The sequence below is a fragment of the Flavobacterium sp. UBA7663 genome, assembly GCF_002483315.1.
GTDB lineage: Bacteria > Bacteroidota > Bacteroidia > Flavobacteriales > Flavobacteriaceae > Flavobacterium.
In genome coordinates, this window is record NZ_DLHR01000027.1 from 60,586 (window position 1) to 80,012 (window position 19,427).

Consider the following 19,427-nt stretch of genomic DNA (forward strand, 5'->3'; position numbering starts at 1 on the left):
ATGAAAAAGATTCTAATTGCTCTTGTCGCAATCATTGCTTGCCTTATTTCTTTTGGATATTTTCAAAAAAACAACGGTTTCAATGGCGATAAATGGATTGGAATTGGAGTTCTTTTAGCGGCTTTTGTGTTAATGCCTTTGTTTTTATATTCGAGATTTAAAAACAAAGAAACCAGAGAAAGAATGCTAAACTTAAGTTCAAAGAAAAAAGAAGATGCTGATAATCAGTAATTTTGAAATATTTTTAACTTTTTCTTGTTCGTGTCAGAAATAAGTATATCTTTGACTATTATTAATTTTTTTATATTACAAAAATGCGCACAGGCAAAGTTAAATTCTTCAATGAATCAAAAGGTTACGGTTTTATTACAGATGATGAAACAGGAAAAGACATTTTCGTACACGCAAGCGGAATGAGAGTTGAATCTCTTAATGAAGGTGATGCAGTTAGCTACGAAGAAGAAGAAGGAAGAAAAGGTAAAGTAGCTGCTCAAGTAGTAGTTATCGAAGACTAATATATATTATTTTTTGATTACCTAGAAAGAACAAAGTCCCGATTAAATCGGGGCTTTTTTTATGCAATTACGTGAATAAAATATTTCAATAAAAAAAGGACTACAAAAATGTAGTCCTTTTTTCTTGTTAACTAACCTTCTATTTAAACAAATATTTCATTCCAAATAAAACATTCCCTTTTGGCATAGGAACCATTCCTGCTTCTACATATTCTGTATCAAAAATATTATTAGCATATACTGAAAATTCCAATGCTTTTAATTGATATGAAGCACTTACATCCCAAATGTTGTAACTAACTCCTGAGGTTCTCTCTACGTATCTATATCCAATTGAATTGCTGAAATTTTTGAACCATTCCATTGCATAATTCCCAACGAATTGATGTTTCATTGAGTTTATAGAATATCTTGAATAAGCAGCACTACTTTGCTTAACATCATCTTCGATAAACGTGTAACCCATTTTGATTTTTTGTGGCAAAGTATTTAATGCAAAACGATATTCTACTTGTGCTTCAAAACCTTTTGTGTTTACATCTTGTATGTTTTGAGGTGTATAAACAACAGCCGCCTCTGTTGGTCTTACATAATCAATCAAATCATTTGAATCTCTGTTAAATGCTGCAAACGTAAAGTCAAATTTTGACGTTAACCATTTGATTCCTATTTCTTCTGAAAGTGCTTCTTCAGGTTGTAAATTTTCATTCCCAATAGCTTGTGGTCCTATGTAATACAAATCAGTATATGTTGGAACTCTGTAAGTATATCCAATGTTTCCATACACTCTAAAATCGGAAGAAATTTGATAACCTAAGTCTAATCCCGGAAATGCTTTGCTATCAAAATCAGAAAAATAAGATACTGCAACTCCTGGTGTTATATCAAATTTATTGTCCAAAAACTGAAAACGATGTTCTAAAAACACAGAAGCCATTTCTCTTGAATTATCGCCCAACCTATTACTTGATATGTAATATTTAGCCATTTCAACACCAAAACCAGTGATTCCAACTTTTGATTCATAAGAACCATTTAATTCAGCAGCAAACTTATTGGTAATATGTAAATTTCTATAAATAGAAGGATTACTTCTTATGTAGTGATATTCGTCTTGATTTCTTCTCCAATATACTCTTGGTTTCCAAGTGAAATTTCCATTTTTAATAACCGTTGAAAATCCAACTAAACTCGCTTGTGTTTCTTCATATTGTTCAGTAGCCGATGGAATTCCATAAAAACCATTTGCGCCAAATTTTCTCTCTGAATAAGTAGTAAGTAAATTAATTGGTAATTTATTTTTGTTGAATTGACTTTTCAATACATAATTGGTATTGTCAAAATCAGTATTATGGCGATAACCTTCTGAGAAATTTTTAGAAAAATGTACAATATGACTACTTTCTTTTAAACTAACTGTACCTGTTGCTTCAGCAATAAATTGACCGAAAGAACCTCCTTGCACTTTAGCAATTAAAGAGTTTTCTTCAACATCTTTGGTTACAATGTTAACAGCTCCCGTAAAAGCATTTTGTCCAAAAATACGTGCGGCAGGTCCTTTAATTACTTCAATTCTTTTAATCACTTCAATTGGTAACGCTAAATTTAAAGTATGATGTCCAGTTTGTGGATCATCAACTTTAATACCGTCAATAAGCAATAATGTTTGATCAAAACCACCACCTCTAATGTATAAATCGGCTTGCATTCCGTTTACACCTTGGCGTCTTACATCAATTCCTGCTAATTGTTGTAAAGCATCAGCAACATTGGTAACACCTAATTTTTTAATATCTGCTGCGGTAACAATTTGAATAGTTCTTGAGTTTTCTTTAAAAGGTAAATCAATTCGAGAAGAAGTAACTACAACTTCTTTAAGAGAATCGGTTTTTAATTCTGTTTCTTGTGCATTTCCAAGTAAAGTACTTAAAAGCAAGGCAGATAAAAAGTATTTATTTTTCATTTGAAGTTTATTTTAAAACGGTGCAAAAGTCGTAACTTTCCGGACGATTAAAATAGTCCAGTTTTAAAATGAAAGATAGTCCGGTAACTCTGTTGTTGAAAGAACTTATTCACTTTGATAAATCAAATGCTACTTCCGTATATATTCAAATTTCACAGCAAATTATAAATGCGATTCAAAGAGGTTATCTAAAAGAAGGAATGGCTTTGCCTGGAACTCGAATTTTCAGCCAATTACTTAATATTCATAGAAATACTGCAGTTGCAGTTTATGACGAATTAGCTTCGCAAGGTTGGGTTGAAATAATTCCAAACAAAGGCACTTTTATCTTGATTCCAAAACCAAAAACGGCTTCTATAAAAGCACGTTCTAATAAAATAAATGATGCCTATAGCTATCCTAAAACTACGGGGTTTCCTTTTCAAACATCCTTTCACTTAGCTTCAACTGAAGAATTTTCGGAAGCAAAATACATTTTAAACGATGGTCAACCCGATTTAAGATTACACCCTATTCATGAATTTTCAAAATGGTACGGCACATCAATGAAACGAAAATCATTGATTTCAAAATGGAACAATACATCGAAAAACAGCTATTCTACATTCGAAAATCAATTATGCAACTTTTTAAATGCGACAAGAGGATTTCATATCAAACCTACAAACTTAATCAGTACAAGAAGTACCGAAATGAGTTTATACATCATCTCACAGCTTTTAATTCGCAAAAAAGACGTGGTTTTGGTTGGTAATTTGAGTAACTATAATGCCAATATGATTTTTCAAGAAGCTGGAGCCAACATTAAAACGATTCCAGTTGACGAAAATGGGTTAGATATCAATTACATTGAAAAACATTTTACAAAAGGCAAAATTAGATGTATTTATGTGTGTTCCAATCGCGATTATCCGACAACAAATACTTTGTCTGCCGAACGAAGATTACAACTTTTACAACTTGCCAAGAAGTATCAATTTGCCATAATTGAAGATGATTTTGATTACGATTTTCAACTCGAAGGTTCCGCTATGTTACCCATGGCAAGTTCAGACGGAAACGGAATGGTAATTTATCTTGGAAAGTTAGGGCAATCGTTGTTTCCTAGTTTTCAAACTGGATTTGTGGTGGCTCCTGAAAATTTGATTTCGGAAGCAAAAAACTATCTTCAAATGTTAGATAAACAAGGCGATTTAATTCAAGAACAAGTGCTTTCGGAATTAATTTATGAAGGTGAAATTCATCGTTTACTGAAAAAAAATTCGATAATTTATAAACAAAGACGAGATTATACTTACGAATGTTTCAAGCGTAATTTTAAAGAAACTATCCAACTTAAAAAAACATCAGGAGGATTAGCAATTTGGATTGAATTTCTTCCTTCCATATCATTGATTCAACTTGCTGAAGAAGTGAGTAAATTAGATGTATTTCTACCGAAGACCATTCTTTATCAAGATAAAAACACTTGTGCTATTCGTTTTGGATTTGGGCATTTGAATGAAGAAGAAATTGAAATTGTGGTAAGTAAATTAAACCTCGCATACAATTCAATGACAAAGTCATAAAATAAAAAAAGTCCCGCAAATTGCGGGACTTTTTTACTATAAATCTATTGTCTTAGTCGGCTAAAACAATAATCTTGTTTTCATTCATTTCGATGGTACCAGAATTAATAGGTAACCAATACGTTTGCTCATTTACTTTATTGAATTTAGAAACGAATTCTTTTTCAATTTTGATGTTTTGAGCATTGATTTTCACATTCCCTTTTGCCAATAATGAAACAATAGGTGCGTGATTATTTAGCATTTGAAACTCACCGTTAATTCCAGGAACTGCTACCGAAGTAACTTCTCCTTTAAACAATGTAGCTTCTGGTGATACTATTTCTAAAATCATTTTTTTATGCTTTAGGCTTTAAGCTTTAGGCTTTAAGCTATTAAAAATTATGCTTCTGCTAACATTTTTTGTCCAGCTTCGATAGCTTCTTCGATAGTACCTTTAAGGTTGAACGCTGCTTCTGGTAAGTGATCTAATTCACCATCCATAATCATGTTAAATCCTTTGATAGTTTCTTTGATATCAACCAATACTCCTGGAATACCAGTAAATTGCTCCGCTACGTGGAAAGGTTGAGATAAGAAACGTTGGACACGACGTGCACGAGATACTGATAATTTATCTTCTTCAGATAACTCTTCCATACCTAAGATGGCAATGATATCTTGTAATTGTTTGTATTTTTGAAGAATCTCTTTTACTCTTTGAGCACAGTCATAATGTTCAGCACCTAAGATTTCTGGAGTTAAGATACGAGAAGTAGAATCTAATGGATCTACCGCTGGATAAATACCTAACTCAGCAATTTTACGAGACAATACTGTTGTTGCATCTAAGTGAGCAAACGTTGTTGCTGGTGCAGGGTCAGTTAAGTCATCCGCAGGTACGTAAACCGCTTGTACAGATGTAATAGATCCTTTTTTAGTTGAAGTAATACGCTCTTGCATCGCACCCATTTCAGTTGCTAATGTAGGTTGGTACCCTACTGCAGATGGCATACGACCTAATAAAGCCGATACTTCAGAACCTGCTTGTGTAAAACGGAAGATATTATCAACGAAGAATAATACATCTTTACCTTGGTCAGATCCAGCTCCATCACGGAAATATTCAGCGATAGATAATCCTGAAAGTGCTACACGAGCACGAGCTCCAGGTGGCTCATTCATTTGTCCGAAAACGAAAGTAGCTTTAGACTCTCTCATTCCTGGCATATCTACTTTAGACAAATCCCATCCTCCATTTTCCATAGAGTGCATGAAATCGTCACCATATTTAATAATTCCTGACTCTAACATCTCACGAAGTAAGTCATTTCCTTCACGTGTTCTTTCACCTACTCCTGCGAATACAGAAAGTCCACCGTGACCTTTTGCAATATTGTTAATCAACTCCTGAATCAATACCGTTTTACCTACTCCGGCACCACCAAATAATCCAATTTTTCCTCCTTTTGCATAAGGCTCAATAAGGTCGATTACTTTGATTCCTGTAAATAAAACTTCAGAAGAAGTTGATAAGTCTTCAAATTTTGGAGCTGTTCTGTGGATTGGCAAACCGTTTGCACCTGCTTTAGGTAAATCTCCTAAACCGTCAATTGCATCACCAATTACATTAAATAAACGACCAAAAACGTCCGCTCCAATTGGCATTTGAATTGGTGCACCAGTAGCAACTACTTCAACACCTCTTGCTAAACCGTCTGTAGAGTCCATAGAAATGGTACGAACAGTGTTTTCACCAATGTGAGATTGAACTTCAAGTACTAATAAAGTACCATCTTTTTTAGTGATTTCTAATGAATCATAAATTTTAGGTAATTCGTTATTTGAGTCATTAAAAACGACGTCAACAACTGGCCCGATAATTTGTGCAACTTTTCCTGTGATTCTAGACATTGCTTATGTATTTATTTAATAGCTAATTAATGTTGAAAAAATGATGTATTTTTCCGAGTGCAAAGATAGTTTTTTCTAAAACAATTTTGCAATTTATTTTTTGAATTTTTTGCAATAAAAAAGCGAAATTTTCCAATTTCGCTTTTAAAATGTTATTCTACGGTAACGGATTTTGCTAAATTCCTAGGTTGATCCACATTACAACCTCTTAAAACAGCAATATGATACGATAATAATTGTAACGGAATTGTAGTTAATAATGGTGTAAATGGTTCGTTTGTTTCTGGGATTTCAATTACGTGATCTGCCAAAGCTTTAACTTGCGTATCTCCTTTAGTAACTACAGCAATAATTTTACCGCTTCTTGATTTTATTTCTTGAATATTACTTACCACTTTATCATAATGTCCTTTATTTGGAGCAATTACAATTACTGGCATATGTTCGTCAATCAACGCAATTGGCCCGTGCTTCATTTCTGCTGCTGGATATCCTTCTGCGTGGATATATGAAATTTCTTTTAGTTTTAATGCACCTTCTAATGCTACTGGGAAGTTATAACCTCTTCCTAAGTATAAACAATTGGTTGCATCTTTGTATATTTCGGCAATTTGTTTTGCAACATCATTAGTCAATAATGCTTCTTGAACTTTTTCTGGCATTAATTCCAATTCCAACAAATAACGTTGGTAATCCGAATTATTCATTGTTCCTTTTGCTTTTGCCAAACGAAGTGCAATTAGTGTAAGAATTGTAATTTGCGTTGTAAATGCCTTAGTTGAAGCTACTCCGATTTCTGGTCCTGCATGCGTGTAAGCACCTGCATGCGTTTCGCGAGAAATTGATGAACCTACCACATTACAAACTCCGAATACAAAAGCTCCGTTTTCTTTAGCTAATTTGATTGCTGCTAACGTATCTGCCGTTTCACCTGATTGTGAAATTGCAATAACAACATCGTCTTTATTAATGATTGGATTTCTATATCTGAATTCTGATGCGTATTCTACTTCTACCGGAATTCTTGAAAATTCTTCGATAATATATTCTGCAACTAATCCTGCGTGCCATGAAGTTCCACAAGCTACAATAAGGATTCGTTTTGCGTTTAAGAATTTTTCTAAATTATCTTCAACACCTGACATTTGGATAATTCCTTTGTTCGCTAAAAGTCTTCCTCTGTATGTGTCTTTGATTACGCTTGGTTGTTCGTAGATTTCTTTCATCATGAAATGATCATAACCCCCTTTTTCAATTTGCTCCAAGTTTAATTGAAGTTCTTGAATGTAAGGATCAACCAATGAATCATCTTTAATTTTTCTAACTTTTAATGGTTTGTGTAATCGCACAATTGCCATTTCTTCATCTTCTAAATAAATAGCATTTGAAGTATATTCGATAAATGGAGTAGCATCTGATGCGATGAAAAACTCGTCTTCACCAATTCCAATTGCTAATGGACTACCTAAACGTGCAACGATAATTTCATCTGGTTTTTCAACATCAATTACCGCAATAGCATAAGCACCAATAACTTGATTTAATGCAATTTGAACCGCTTTACCAAGTTTACAGTTTTCTTTTTTCTTAACTTCTTCAATCAAATTGATTAACACTTCCGTATCTGTATCAGACTTGAATGTGTAACCTCTTTTGATTAATTCTTGTTTTAATGGTTCATAATTTTCGATGATTCCATTGTGAATTATCACTAACTTTCCAGAATTAGAAAAATGCGGATGAGAGTTTACATCATTAGGAACTCCATGAGTTGCCCAACGTGTGTGTCCCATACCTATTTTACCAATAGTTGTTTTTTCGCTTTCTGCTTTTGCTTCTAAATCAGAAACTTTTCCTTTGGTTTTTGATAATTTTAAATCTTTTCCGTCATACAAAACAATACCAGCACTATCGTAACCTCTATATTCTAATCTATGCAATCCTTTAATGATTACAGGATACGCATCTCTATGACCGATATAACCTACAATTCCACACATATACTATTCGTTATTAGGTTTAGTGAAATAAATACTTAATTTAAGTTTTTTATCTTCATCAGCAGGATCTGTAACAACATTTCCAAACAAAACAGTTCCTAATGGATTTAAGATTGATGCTAAAGGAATATCACTAATTTGTACACCATTAGCAGAAATTGGAGCTTTAAGTTTTGCGCTTGAAACCAGATTTATCGACTCAGTTACAGAAACACCAATTTTGACATTGTCTTGATAATCACCATTACTATCTGCTTTCAAAATTCTTTTTATGTGCTCCGTTAATCTTATAGTATATTTTATACCTTTTTTAGGATCTTCTGTTTCTCTTTCGATAATACCACCAAAAACCAACTTATTGTTCTTTGGATTAAACCCTGAAGAAGAATCAAAAGTATAATCTGCAATAACCATATTATTGGTTGCATCATAAATATAAATCCTTTCTGGCTCATGATCCTCGTTTAACATTTTAGATTTATCAATATAAAAAGTAAGCTTTGCATCGTTAATTAACCAATTTTGTGTTGCAATATTATTTCTTAAAGTTTCAAGTTCTGTTGGAGTAAACAAATCAATAAATGCAACAGAACCATTTCCTCCTTTAATATATAATCTATCGCTACCTAAAACTTCATTAGAACCAACTACTCCAGCATCATACTCGGTTGAATTATTGTATTCTAGTAAATTAATACTGTTGTTTCTTAAAGTTGTAGAAGAATTATAACCCATTTTAAGCGAAAATTCTTTTCTCGTTCTTGCTGGATTTGGATTTTCAACTGTTGGTTCAACAGATGATTTGTAAATGATTTTAAATTCTGCTTTAGAAAAATCTAAAATTGCTAAAGCCCCTTGATCAGGATTAATTTCCTCTACTTCAAACAAAAGGCCTCTAAAATAGTTTTTGAAAAAATTATTATTAAATAGATTTCCAGATGAAGTGGCATCTAAAATTTTTTGTTGAAAGAAACTGTTTTTTAAATCCAACCACATTCCTGGTGTTTTTCTCTCTTTAATAACTCTCAAAGTCACATTGTTTTGATCTGACAAAACAGCTCCATTACTATCTACATATAATCCAGCACCATTTGTTTTATAAATATAAAGTTCTTTTTTACTAAAATAAAACTCATCATTTTGAGCAATATTAGAACTATTATTCAAAAGCTCGGAACCTTTGAATGGATCTATTTTTGTTGCTTTATCATCATTGAAATATTTTTGAGAAGTTTGTAAATTATCCGCTGGATCAAAATCTCTTAAATAATAACCATTTTCTAAAACTTTTAATCTAAACTTCCCTATTTCAGCATTTCCATAAATAGAATCTAATTGATAGACACGTTCTCCACTTGTTTCAGTTGATTTAAGTTCGCTAAAATAAGGAACGTATAAATAAACTGAATCAATTACTGGGTTATAACCAAAAGAAGGGTTTTCTGAACCTAATTCTACTTGTGTAACAAAATGGGCTTTTGTAGTTCCAAAAAAATCATTTTTATAAACTCCTAAAGCATTTAAAGGTAAATTATTAGTCTGTACTACTCCTGTTGCTTTTGAATAAGCTACAAGTGAAGCATCATCATATAATTCTAAATCAAAATGATCATCGCCGATTACATCTGAATCTAAGGAATTAAAATCCTTATCGCATGAAATTAGTAGAACAAATAGAAATAATAGAGAGAATATTTTTAAAAAACTTTTTTTCATAATAGTAGAACCCTTTTTATAATACGTGATTTTTGATAAACGAAGTATACACTTCTTTAATTGTGTCTTTAGAGGCGAAAGGTAAAAAAGGTTTGTTTGAACTTTCTATAAATTTTGTTAAAGTTGGAGACAAGACCTCAGAGCCTGCTACTACTGCATCGGAATGCATAATAGAAACCTTCATCATGTTTTCATAAGTTGGAGATGCTAAATCCGAAACCGCTTCATTACTGATGTTATCAAACAATACTTTGTTGATAAATTCTTTGTCTAATTCACCTTCAAAACCTTGCTCATAAACCGAAGAAATGATTTTTGTCTCTGCAAAAATACCTTCATCTTTATAATAATGTTTTAAGTAAACTGGTAACATAGCCGCCATCCAACCATGAACATGAATTACATCAGGAACCCAATTTAATTTCTTAACCGTTTCAACTACTCCTTTTGCAAAGAAAATAGCTCTTTCGTCATTATCTGGATATAAAACACCTTCTTCATCTGAAAAAGTTGCTTTTCTTTTGAAATATTCGTCGTTATCAATAAAATAAACTTGAATTCGCTCTTTAGGAATCGAAGCTACTTTAATAATTAGAGGCATATCCATATCATTCACCACCAAATTCATTCCTGATAAACGGATAACTTCATGCAATTGATGTCTTCTCTCATTAATATTACCATATCTAGGCATAAAAATTCGTATTTGTCCGCCCAAATCATTAATCATTTTTGGCATTTCATACGATTGTAACGACACTTCGTTTTCCGCTAAATAAGGCACCACTTCAGATGATACATACAATATCCTCTTGTCTTCCATAATGTATTCTAGTTAATTATTGTTTTAAAAAACCTTGCAAAATTACAAAATTTTATGGATTTATCCACTAAAATAGTAAGTTTGCACCTGAAATAACAAAGTAGAAAATGCTCATTTTTAATAAAAAGTCCGATTTAAGTGCTTTTTTAAGCCCATTAATCAAACAAAATAAATCCATTGGATTTGTTCCTACAATGGGAGCATTGCATCAAGGACACTTATCGTTACTAAAAAAATCGCTTTCTGAAAACGATGTAACAGTAATGAGTATTTTTGTGAATCCTACCCAGTTTAACAACGCCGAAGATTTAGACAAATATCCTAGAACATTGGAACGCGATGTGCAAATCATGCAAGATTTAAGCAACAACATCATTGTTTATGCACCTGAAGTGGCCGATATTTACGAAGGCAATACTATTTCTGAAAGTTTTAATTACGATGGTTTAGAAAATCAAATGGAAGGCAAACACCGCCCAGGACATTTTGACGGAGTGGGAACTATTGTAAAACGTCTTTTCGAAATTGTTCAACCAAATAAATCGTATTTTGGAGAAAAAGATTTTCAACAACTCCAAATTGTAAAGAAATTAGTTTCAAAATACAAGATTCCGGTTGACGTTATTGGTTGCCCAATTCACAGAGAAGCAAACGGATTAGCCATGAGTTCAAGAAATGAACGCCTTTCAGAATCTGCAAGAGAAAAAGCAGCTATTATTTATCAAATACTAAATTCTGCAAAAGAAATTTTTCAAACAAATTCAGCCGAAGAAACGATAAAATTTGTAGAAAAAGAATTCAAAAAATATCCTGAATTTGAATTGGAATATTTTGAAATCGCCGATGAAGCAACGCTTTTACCTGTTTCTGAAAAAGAATCTGACAAAAAATATCGCGGATTTATCGCCATTTTCATTGAGAAAATCAGATTAATTGATAATATTTCACTAAATTAATTACCTTTGCATCATGCAAATTCAAGTAGTAAAATCAAAAATTCATAGAGTAACCGTAACGGGTGCCGATTTGAATTATATAGGAAGTATCACCATCGACGAAGCACTAATGGAAGCTTCTAACATTATCGAAGGTGAAAAAGTACAAATCGTAAACATCAACAATGGTGAACGATTAGAAACGTATGCCATCAAAGGACCAAGAAATACTGGCGAAATCACATTAAACGGACCTGCAGCTCGCAAAGTACACCGTGGTGATATCGTAATCATTATTTCTTACGGAATTATGGACTTTGAAGAAGCTAAAAAGTTCAAGCCTACTTTAGTTTTCCCTAACGAGAAAGATAATTCTTTAACCTAGTTTGAAAGCTAGTATTAGAAAATTTTTAAGCCTTACCATCCCACTTATCATTGGGTTAGGCATTATTTATTATCAATACACGACACTTACACCAGAAGAATTAGAGAAAATTAAAATCAGTTTTATAAAAGCTGATTATTTCTACATTTTTCTATCCTTATTTATTGCTCTTTTTGGATTTTGGTCAAGAGCCTATCGATGGAAATTTGCTTTACAACACTTAGGTTATCAAACTAAATTTCGCAATGATTTAATGACAGTTTGCGTTTCTTATTTGGTTAATTTAACTATTCCACGTTCAGGAGAAATTTCAAGAGCGGCTTTATTGAAAAAATACGAAAATGTGCCGTTTGACAAAGGTTTCGGAACTATTGTTGCCGAAAGAATTGTAGACATGTTGATTTTTTTACTTTTTGTAGCTATCGGATTTATTTCCCAGTTTGATAAAATTTACCACTATTTACTTGATAAGAATGTTAAGTTTGAAACCTTGATTTGGACAGCAATCGTTGGCTTTTTACTATTCATACTTTTTGTCCTAATTTGGATTTATGCCGAATGGAAAATCATTTTAAAATTAAAGCAAAAACTTTCTGGATTAATTGAAGGCATGCAAAGCATCTTAAAAATGAAAGACAAATGGAAGTATATTTTTCATTCATTTTTTATTTGGTTTTCTTATTTAGCCATGTTTTATGTAACCATTTTTGCCTTACCAGAAACAGCTGATATAAGTTTTGATGTTGTGGTTATGGGTTTTATTTTTGGAACTCTAGCAGTTGGTTTTTCAAATGGTGGCTTGGGCGCATATCCATGGGCTGTGGCATCAATTTTAGCTTTATATGGTATTTCTGAAGGAATTGGAACCGCCTTTGGTTATTTAATCTGGGTTTCACAAACACTTTTAACCATTTTCTTGGGATTATTATCTTATTTGCTTTTACCTATTTTAAATAAAAAATAAATTAGTAAATTGCTAATCTATTTTAACCAAACTATTTAAAATGAAAACCAAACTTTTCCTTTTTGCTTTACTGGTATCGTCATGTTTATTTGCACAACGCACGCCAGAAACCATCGAATCTAAAAAATTAGGCACACGAACTTTTACAGTTGTAACACCTGCATCATATGCTACAAGTCCAGAAAAAAGCTACCCAACTTTATTAATTTTAGACGGCGAATATCTACTTGATCCATTTGAAGGAATTTTAAAATATGGCGCTTATTGGGACGATTTACCCGAAATGATTATCATCGCAATTGATCAAAATAATGGAGAAACTCGTTTTGCAGATAGCGAATTTGACGAAGCAGGATTCCCATCAGGCACGGGAGCAAATTTCTTTGAATTCATTGGACAAGAACTATATCCTTATGTAGATAAAAAATACCGTACCATTCCTTTCCGAATGATTGCTGGACACGACACAACTGCTGGTTTCTTGAATTTCTATTTATACAAAGACAACCCAATTTTCAACGCCTATATTTCGTTAGCTCCAGAAATGGCTCCAGAAATGGAAAAACGCGTTGCAGAACGTTTGTCAAAAATGACCAAACCACTTTTCTATTATCAAGCAACTGGCGAAGGTGATTTAAAAGAAATCAACGAAAAAGCCGCAGAATTAGATGCAAATATTAAAGCGATTCCTAATGCTACTTTTAAATATCAAAACGATGCTTTTAAAGGCGCTTCGCATTATTCGTTAGTTGCTAAAGCCATTCCAAATGCTATATATTTTATTTTTGATGGTTACCAACCTATTTCAATGGTAGAATTTCAAGATAAAATTCTAAAATTAGATGCTGGTTATACTGATTATTTGGTAGCGAAATACGACGAATTAGAAAAACGTTTTGGTTTTAAAATGAAACCAAGATTGTCAGATTTCAAGGCAATCGAAGCAGCTATCATGAAAAATAAAGGCTATAATGACTTATTAACTTTAAGTGATTATGCTAACAAACATTACCCAAAAACTACTCTAGGAACGTATCACGAAGCGTTGTATTACGAAAAAACGGGCAATTATAAAAGAGCTATTAAAACCTACCAAAGAGCTTTTACACAAGAACCAATTCGTGAAATAACTAAAGATTTCATGTTGAACCGAGCAGAAGCTTTAAAAGGAAAACCAGACAAACCAACTGAAGAAGTTCCAGCGGAAGTTCCAGCTGAAACTCCTACAGAAGAACCAACAGAGAAAAAGGAATAAAACAAAATGAGTAAAGTAAAAACGGCTTTTTTTTGCCAAAATTGTGGCACCCAATATTCAAAATGGCAAGGACAATGTAACGCTTGTAAAGAATGGAATACCATTGTAGAAGAATTGGTTCAAAAAGAAGAAAAAGCAGCGTGGAAAACCACAAGTGCCACTTCAAAAGCCGCAACCAAACCTTTACTAATTAAAGAAATAGATACCGCACAAGAAATCCGATTGAACACAACAGATAACGAGTTGAATCGGGTTTTGGGTGGCGGATTGGTTCCAGGTTCATTAACGTTGTTAGGTGGCGAACCAGGAATTGGAAAAAGTACGTTATTGTTACAAATTGCCTTAAAACTACCTTACAAAACACTTTATGTTTCGGGTGAAGAAAGCCAAAAACAGATAAAAATGCGTGCAGAACGTATTACCTCAACAGGCGATAATTGCTACATTTTAACCGAAACCAAAACCCAAAATATCTTTCGACAAATTTTAGAAATTGAACCCGATATTGTGATTATCGATTCCATTCAAACGTTGCATACCGATTATATTGAATCATCTGCGGGAAGTATTTCTCAAATTAGAGAATGTACGGCGGAGTTGATTAAATATGCCAAAGAATCGAATGTGCCGGTTTTATTAATCGGACACATTACCAAAGACGGAACCATTGCTGGACCTAAGATTTTGGAACACATGGTCGATACCGTTTTACAATTTGAAGGCGATAGAAATCACGTGTACCGCATTTTACGTTCGTTAAAAAATCGTTTTGGTTCTACTGCCGAATTAGGTATTTACGAAATGCAAGGCTCTGGTTTACGCGAAGTAGACAATCCATCTGAAATTTTGATTTCGCATAAAGACGAGCAACTTTCAGGAACGGCAATTGCCACGACTTTAGAAGGCATGCGCCCGTTGATGCTAGAAATTCAAGCTTTGGTAAGCACTGCCGTTTATGGAACACCGCAACGCAGCACTACAGGTTACAACGCCAAACGCTTGAACATGATTTTAGCCGTTTTAGAAAAACGTGCTGGCTTTCGATTAGGAACAAAAGATGTATTCTTAAACGTAACAGGAGGAATTTCAGTTGAAGACACAGCCATTGATTTAGCCGTTGTTGCCGCCATATTATCCTCAAACGAAGACATTGCCATTGCAGAAGGTTTTTGCTTTGCAGGAGAAGTAGGACTTTCAGGCGAAATTAGACCCGTTAACCGCATTGAGCAACGCATTCAAGAAGCAGAAAAATTAGGATTTACCACTATTTTTGTTTCCAAACACAACAAAATTTCCTTAAAAAATACGGGAATTAAAATTGTTTTAGTAGCGAAGATTGAAGATGTGGTGAGTGAGTTGTTTGGGTAGGTATTACAAGACCTGGCAGGTCTAAAATTGCAATCGTTGTGGTGAGAAATCCGAGCGGTCGGGATTAGATTGTTTTTTTAGTTTTGTTTATTAATAAAATTAACCGTTTTGTGAGACATAGCATTAAAGCAATTGTTTAAAGGTGTCAATGGAGAAAATGAATCATTACTATGAACCGCAAAAAAATCAAAAAGGAAATCTGAATGTACTGGTTTAATGTCTGAAAAATTCCATTTCATTTTTTTTTCATTTTTTGTTAATGTATCAATTATTTTAGCCTCAAAATCTAATTTAATAATTAATTGAGTACCATATTGTCTAGTTCCTAAACCTTTAGAATCTTGAACTTCAGCACTTTCTTTTACAATTTCATAGTTCATTTTATCAATAAACAAAACATATTTAGATTTTGAATTAACTAATTCGATATTTTTGTTTTGAAAAACATTTTTCATAATACTATCGACATTAATACTCATTTTATCATCAATAAAATTATTGTTATAATGTACACTTTTTACAACCTGCACTTCAGTTCTGTTTATTAATTTTTTTCGAAATGCTGATTTATTTATTGTAGAAACACATGATGTTAAAAGCAATAAAAGAAAAACTATTATAAATTTCATAACTTAATCTTTATTATTCATTTATTAGATACTCAATAGCACATTCTATGATAAAAAAACAAATATTATCAAATCCCTAAATCCCATCCAACAACTCCAATGCCTTATTCACTGATTTCACATTATCAAAAGTCAGTAATAAACGTAAGCCGTTTTTGGTTTCTTTTTCTTTTATTTTACAAACATTGCCGTTGCGTTGGGCAAATTGTAGCACTTTCATAAAACGGTTACTTTGGTAAAAATCACTTTGTTGGTCGCCAATAAAATAACCTACCATTTTACCTTGTTTCATCATCAAACGTTCAATTCCCATTGCGGTTGCTTTCCATTTGATACGCACGCTATTAAGTAATGCAATGGCTGGTTTTGGTAACGCGCCAAAGCGGTCAATTAGTTTTTGTTCAAATTGTTGTAGCGTGGCTTCGTTTTTAATTTGACTCAACTCGTTGTATAAATTCAAACGTTCGGTAATATTGTTGATGTATTCATCTGGGAACAGCAATTCGAAATCGGTATCAATTTGAATGTCCTTGACAAACTCTTTGGTTTCAATGTCGTTTTCTTCTTGGTACAAGTCTTTGAATTCGTTTTCTTTTAATTCATCAATGGCTTCGTTCATGATTTTTTGGTAGGTATCAAAACCAATTTCGTTGATGAAACCACTTTGTTCACCACCTAATAAATCGCCCGCACCACGAATTTCCAAATCTTTCATTGCAATATTGAAACCGCTTCCTAATTCGCTAAATTGCTCCAAAGCCGTAATACGTTTTTGCGCTTCTCCCGTCATCATCGAATACGGCGGCGTAATGAAATAACAAAACGCTTTTTTATTACTTCTTCCCACACGACCACGCATTTGGTGCAAATCAGACAATCCAAAATTATTCGCATTATTGATAAAAATAGTATTCGCATTCGGCACATCTAAACCGCTTTCGATAATGGTGGTTGCGACCAAAACGTCAAATTCGCCTTCCATGAAAGCCAACATCAATTCTTCTAGTTTTTTTCCATCCATTTGACCGTGACCGATGCCGACTTTAGCGCCTGGCACTAATCGTTGAATCATTCCAGCAACTTCTTTGATGTTTTCTATGCGATTATTGATGAAAAACACTTGACCACCACGTTGAATTTCATACGAAATTGCATCACGAATAGCTTCTTCGTTAAAACGAATTACATGTGTTTCAATTGGATAACGATTTGGAGGAGGCGTTGTAATGACCGATAAATCGCGCGCCGCCATCAATGAAAACTGTAAAGTTCTCGGAATCGGAGTGGCTGTTAAGGTCAAGGTATCAACGTTTGTAGCAATGGTTTTCAATTTGTCTTTTACGTTCACTCCGAACTTTTGTTCTTCGTCGATAATCAACAAACCTAAATCTTTAAATACCACATTTTTATTCACCAATTGATGTGTTCCAATCAAAATATCCACTTTTCCTTCTTGCAATTTTTGAAGTGTATCAGCTTTTTGTTTTGCCGTTCTAAATCGGTTCACATAACTTACGGTAACCGGCATATCTTTCAAACGTTCCGAAAAAGTTCTAAAATGTTGATAAGCCAAAATTGTTGTTGGCACTAAAACCGCAACTTGTTTTCCGTTGTCTACCGCTTTAAAAGCTGCACGAATGGCAACTTCTGTCTTTCCGAAACCTACATCACCACAGACTAAACGGTCCATCGGACGCTCGCTTTCCATGTCTGCTTTTACATCGGCTGTTGCGGTAACTTGGTCTGGCGTGTCTTCGTAAATGAACGAACTTTCCAATTCTTTTTGCAAATAACTATCGGGTGAAAACTGAAAACCTTTGTCTAATCTTCGTTTCGCATACAACTGAATTAGGTTGAACGCAATGTGTTTGACACGTGCTTTTGTTTTTTGTTTTAGGGTTTTCCAAGCGTTGCTTCCTAATTTATAAATCTTTGGTGGCGCACCATCTTTCCCATTATATTTTGAGATTTTGTGTAGCGAATGAATGCTCACATACACAATATCGTTATCGGCATAAACCAATTTTATGGCTTCTTGCGTTTTGCCTTCCACCTGAATTTTCTGTAAACCACCAAACTTTCCAATTCCGTGATCGATGTGCGTTACATAATCGCCAACCGACAACGAAGTCAGTTCTTTTAGCGTAATCGTTTGCTTTTTGGAATAGCCATTTTTGATGGAAAACTTATGGTAACGCTCAAAAATTTGATGGTCGGTATAACATGCAATTTGATTTTCTTCATCGATAAAACCTTCAAACAAAGGCAAAACCATAGTTTTATATTGTTTGCGAATACTTTCGTGATTGGCTTCATCAATATCTTCAAAAATATCATGGAAACGACTAGCCTGATTTTCATTGGAACAACACAAATAATTTTTGTAACCGTTGAAATGATTCTCGCTCAAATTGTTCAACAATAAATCGAATTGTTTATTGAACGAAGGTTGCGGTTGTATATGAAATTCGACTTTTTTATCAGTTTTAAAAACAGCGTTGGCATGCAATTCGATTACTGAAAAATCAAGTGCGCGCTTTAGAAACTGTTTTTGATTTAAGAATAATTCTTCTGGTGGCGCGTGTTGAATATCCTTAGATAATTTCTCGAAAGCTTCATTGGCTTTGTCGAATAATTTATCCAATTGTTGTCCTAATAATTCGGTGTTTTGAATCACTAAAACCGTTTTTTCGTTGATATAATCTAAAAAACTTTCGCGATTTTCTTGCAGTAATTTATTTTCAACATTTGGAATGATTGAAATCTTTTTCAGTTTTTCAATCGATAATTGTGTTTCGACATCAAAACTTCGAATACTATCAATTTCGTTTCCAAAAAATTCAATTCGGTACGGATTATCATTGGAAAACGAAAACACATCGATGATTCCACCACGAACGGAAAATTCGCCAGGTTCGGTAACAAAATCAACGCGTTTGAAATTGTATTCAAATAAAGTTTCGTTTATAAAATCAATGGAAAGTTTGTCTTCAACGGATAGTTTTAACGTGTTTTTCTCTAATTCTTTTCGGGTAACCACTTTTTCAAAAATGGCTTCAGCATACGAAACAATAATCGCAGGTTTTTTTCGCGAATTGATTCGGTTTAGCACCTCAGCTCGTAAGAGAACATTGGCGTTATCGGTTTCTTCAATTTGGTAAGGTCTTCTGTACGAACTTGGGTAAAAAAGTACGTCTTCGGCATTAATTAATTGCTCTAAATCGTTTAAATAATAAGCCGCTTCTTCTTTATTACTGAATAAAATCAGGAAAGGAAGTTCGGATTTTTTAAACAGCGAATGTACCACAAAAGACAACGACGAGCCAACCAAACCAGTCATCTGAGACTTTTGGCGCGATGCGAATGTACTTTCTAAAACGGCAATCTTTGATGACTTATCGTAAATGGATATA

At 33.4% G+C, this 19,427-nt stretch carries 16 protein-coding genes; 8 read left to right on the forward strand and 8 right to left on the reverse strand.

What is annotated here, in order from left to right:
- On the forward strand, positions 1-231 hold the full coding sequence (locus B2741_RS11745) for a hypothetical protein (RefSeq protein WP_291139080.1): 231 nt from the start codon (positions 1-3) through the stop codon (positions 229-231).
- Between the two features lie 83 nt (positions 232-314).
- Positions 315-515 (forward strand): cold-shock protein, encoded by a 201-nt coding sequence (locus tag B2741_RS11750; RefSeq protein WP_008255794.1) that lies wholly within the window; start codon positions 315-317, stop codon positions 513-515.
- A gap of 139 nt (positions 516-654) precedes the next feature.
- Here the strand turns inward: B2741_RS11750 and B2741_RS11755 are convergent, their stop codons facing one another.
- Complete coding sequence (locus B2741_RS11755) at positions 655-2,478, reverse strand: TonB-dependent receptor plug domain-containing protein (RefSeq protein WP_291139083.1); 1,824 nt, start codon at positions 2,476-2,478, stop codon at positions 655-657.
- Positions 2,479-2,546: 68 nt separating this feature from the next.
- Between B2741_RS11755 and B2741_RS11760 the strand changes: the two genes are divergently transcribed.
- Positions 2,547-4,046, forward strand: a complete 1,500-nt coding sequence (locus B2741_RS11760) for a PLP-dependent aminotransferase family protein (protein ID WP_291139086.1) — start codon at positions 2,547-2,549, stop codon at positions 4,044-4,046.
- A gap of 52 nt (positions 4,047-4,098) precedes the next feature.
- Here B2741_RS11760 and B2741_RS11765 read toward each other — a convergent pair whose 3' ends face one another.
- From B2741_RS11765 to B2741_RS11785, 5 genes are all read right to left on the reverse strand, one after another.
- Positions 4,099-4,380 carry a F0F1 ATP synthase subunit epsilon gene (locus B2741_RS11765; protein ID WP_026725933.1) on the reverse strand — a complete coding sequence of 94 codons (282 nt, stop codon included), beginning with the start codon at positions 4,378-4,380 and terminating at the stop codon, positions 4,099-4,101.
- A gap of 47 nt (positions 4,381-4,427) precedes the next feature.
- Positions 4,428-5,939 (reverse strand): F0F1 ATP synthase subunit beta, encoded by a 1,512-nt coding sequence (gene atpD, locus B2741_RS11770; RefSeq protein ID WP_133608716.1) that lies wholly within the window; start codon positions 5,937-5,939, stop codon positions 4,428-4,430.
- 152 nt (positions 5,940-6,091) lie between these two features.
- Positions 6,092-7,939 carry a glutamine--fructose-6-phosphate transaminase (isomerizing) gene (gene glmS, locus B2741_RS11775; protein ID WP_291139091.1) on the reverse strand — a complete coding sequence of 616 codons (1,848 nt, stop codon included), beginning with the start codon at positions 7,937-7,939 and terminating at the stop codon, positions 6,092-6,094.
- A 3-nt stretch (positions 7,940-7,942) separates the two neighbouring features.
- Positions 7,943-9,655 (reverse strand): DUF4270 domain-containing protein, encoded by a 1,713-nt coding sequence (locus B2741_RS11780; RefSeq protein ID WP_291139094.1) that lies wholly within the window; start codon positions 9,653-9,655, stop codon positions 7,943-7,945.
- 16 nt (positions 9,656-9,671) lie between these two features.
- Entirely contained in the window at positions 9,672-10,478 is an 807-nt protein-coding gene (locus tag B2741_RS11785; RefSeq protein ID WP_291139097.1) for a glycogen/starch synthase, read from the reverse strand.
- Positions 10,479-10,585: 107 nt separating this feature from the next.
- On the opposite strand from B2741_RS11785, the gene panC reads away from it, so the two are divergent.
- The 5 genes from panC to radA are packed head-to-tail and all read left to right on the forward strand — an operon-like array spanning position 10,586 to position 15,385.
- Complete coding sequence (panC, locus tag B2741_RS11790) at positions 10,586-11,434, forward strand: pantoate--beta-alanine ligase (protein WP_291139100.1); 849 nt, start codon at positions 10,586-10,588, stop codon at positions 11,432-11,434.
- 13 nt (positions 11,435-11,447) lie between these two features.
- Entirely contained in the window at positions 11,448-11,798 is a 351-nt protein-coding gene (panD, locus tag B2741_RS11795) for an aspartate 1-decarboxylase (RefSeq protein WP_008255780.1), read from the forward strand.
- 1 nt (position 11,799) lies between these two features.
- Positions 11,800-12,762 (forward strand): lysylphosphatidylglycerol synthase transmembrane domain-containing protein, encoded by a 963-nt coding sequence (locus tag B2741_RS11800; RefSeq protein ID WP_291139103.1) that lies wholly within the window; start codon positions 11,800-11,802, stop codon positions 12,760-12,762.
- 40 nt (positions 12,763-12,802) lie between these two features.
- Positions 12,803-14,017, forward strand: coding sequence for an alpha/beta hydrolase (locus B2741_RS11805; RefSeq protein ID WP_291139106.1), 1,215 nt, complete (start codon positions 12,803-12,805; stop codon positions 14,015-14,017).
- A gap of 6 nt (positions 14,018-14,023) precedes the next feature.
- Positions 14,024-15,385, forward strand: coding sequence for a DNA repair protein RadA (gene radA, locus B2741_RS11810; RefSeq protein ID WP_291139109.1), 1,362 nt, complete (start codon positions 14,024-14,026; stop codon positions 15,383-15,385).
- Between the two features lie 77 nt (positions 15,386-15,462).
- Here radA and B2741_RS11815 read toward each other — a convergent pair whose 3' ends face one another.
- Positions 15,463-16,014 carry a hypothetical protein gene (locus B2741_RS11815; RefSeq protein ID WP_291139112.1) on the reverse strand — a complete coding sequence of 184 codons (552 nt, stop codon included), beginning with the start codon at positions 16,012-16,014 and terminating at the stop codon, positions 15,463-15,465.
- Between the two features lie 76 nt (positions 16,015-16,090).
- Entirely contained in the window at positions 16,091-19,354 is a 3,264-nt protein-coding gene (mfd, locus tag B2741_RS11820; protein WP_291139147.1) for a transcription-repair coupling factor, read from the reverse strand.
- Positions 19,355-19,427: the final 73 nt, after the last annotated feature.

Coding starts and splice junctions, on each gene's coding strand:
- radA (WP_291139109.1), top strand. CDS start 14,024: ATGAGTAAAGTAAAAACGGCTTTTTTTTGCCAAAATTGTGGCACCCAA.
- B2741_RS11805 (WP_291139106.1), top strand. CDS start 12,803: ATGAAAACCAAACTTTTCCTTTTTGCTTTACTGGTATCGTCATGTTTA.
- B2741_RS11785 (WP_291139097.1), bottom strand. CDS start 10,478: ATGGAAGACAAGAGGATATTGTATGTATCATCTGAAGTGGTGCCTTAT.
- panC (WP_291139100.1), top strand. CDS start 10,586: ATGCTCATTTTTAATAAAAAGTCCGATTTAAGTGCTTTTTTAAGCCCA.
- atpD (WP_133608716.1), bottom strand. CDS start 5,939: ATGTCTAGAATCACAGGAAAAGTTGCACAAATTATCGGGCCAGTTGTT.
- panD (WP_008255780.1), top strand. CDS start 11,448: ATGCAAATTCAAGTAGTAAAATCAAAAATTCATAGAGTAACCGTAACG.
- mfd (WP_291139147.1), bottom strand. CDS start 19,354: ATGACTGGTTTGGTTGGCTCGTCGTTGTCTTTTGTGGTACATTCGCTG.
- B2741_RS11765 (WP_026725933.1), bottom strand. CDS start 4,380: ATGATTTTAGAAATAGTATCACCAGAAGCTACATTGTTTAAAGGAGAA.
- B2741_RS11780 (WP_291139094.1), bottom strand. CDS start 9,655: ATGAAAAAAAGTTTTTTAAAAATATTCTCTCTATTATTTCTATTTGTT.
- B2741_RS11755 (WP_291139083.1), bottom strand. CDS start 2,478: ATGAAAAATAAATACTTTTTATCTGCCTTGCTTTTAAGTACTTTACTT.
- glmS (WP_291139091.1), bottom strand. CDS start 7,939: ATGTGTGGAATTGTAGGTTATATCGGTCATAGAGATGCGTATCCTGTA.
- B2741_RS11760 (WP_291139086.1), top strand. CDS start 2,547: ATGAAAGATAGTCCGGTAACTCTGTTGTTGAAAGAACTTATTCACTTT.
- B2741_RS11745 (WP_291139080.1), top strand. CDS start 1: ATGAAAAAGATTCTAATTGCTCTTGTCGCAATCATTGCTTGCCTTATT.
- B2741_RS11815 (WP_291139112.1), bottom strand. CDS start 16,014: ATGAAATTTATAATAGTTTTTCTTTTATTGCTTTTAACATCATGTGTT.
- B2741_RS11750 (WP_008255794.1), top strand. CDS start 315: ATGCGCACAGGCAAAGTTAAATTCTTCAATGAATCAAAAGGTTACGGT.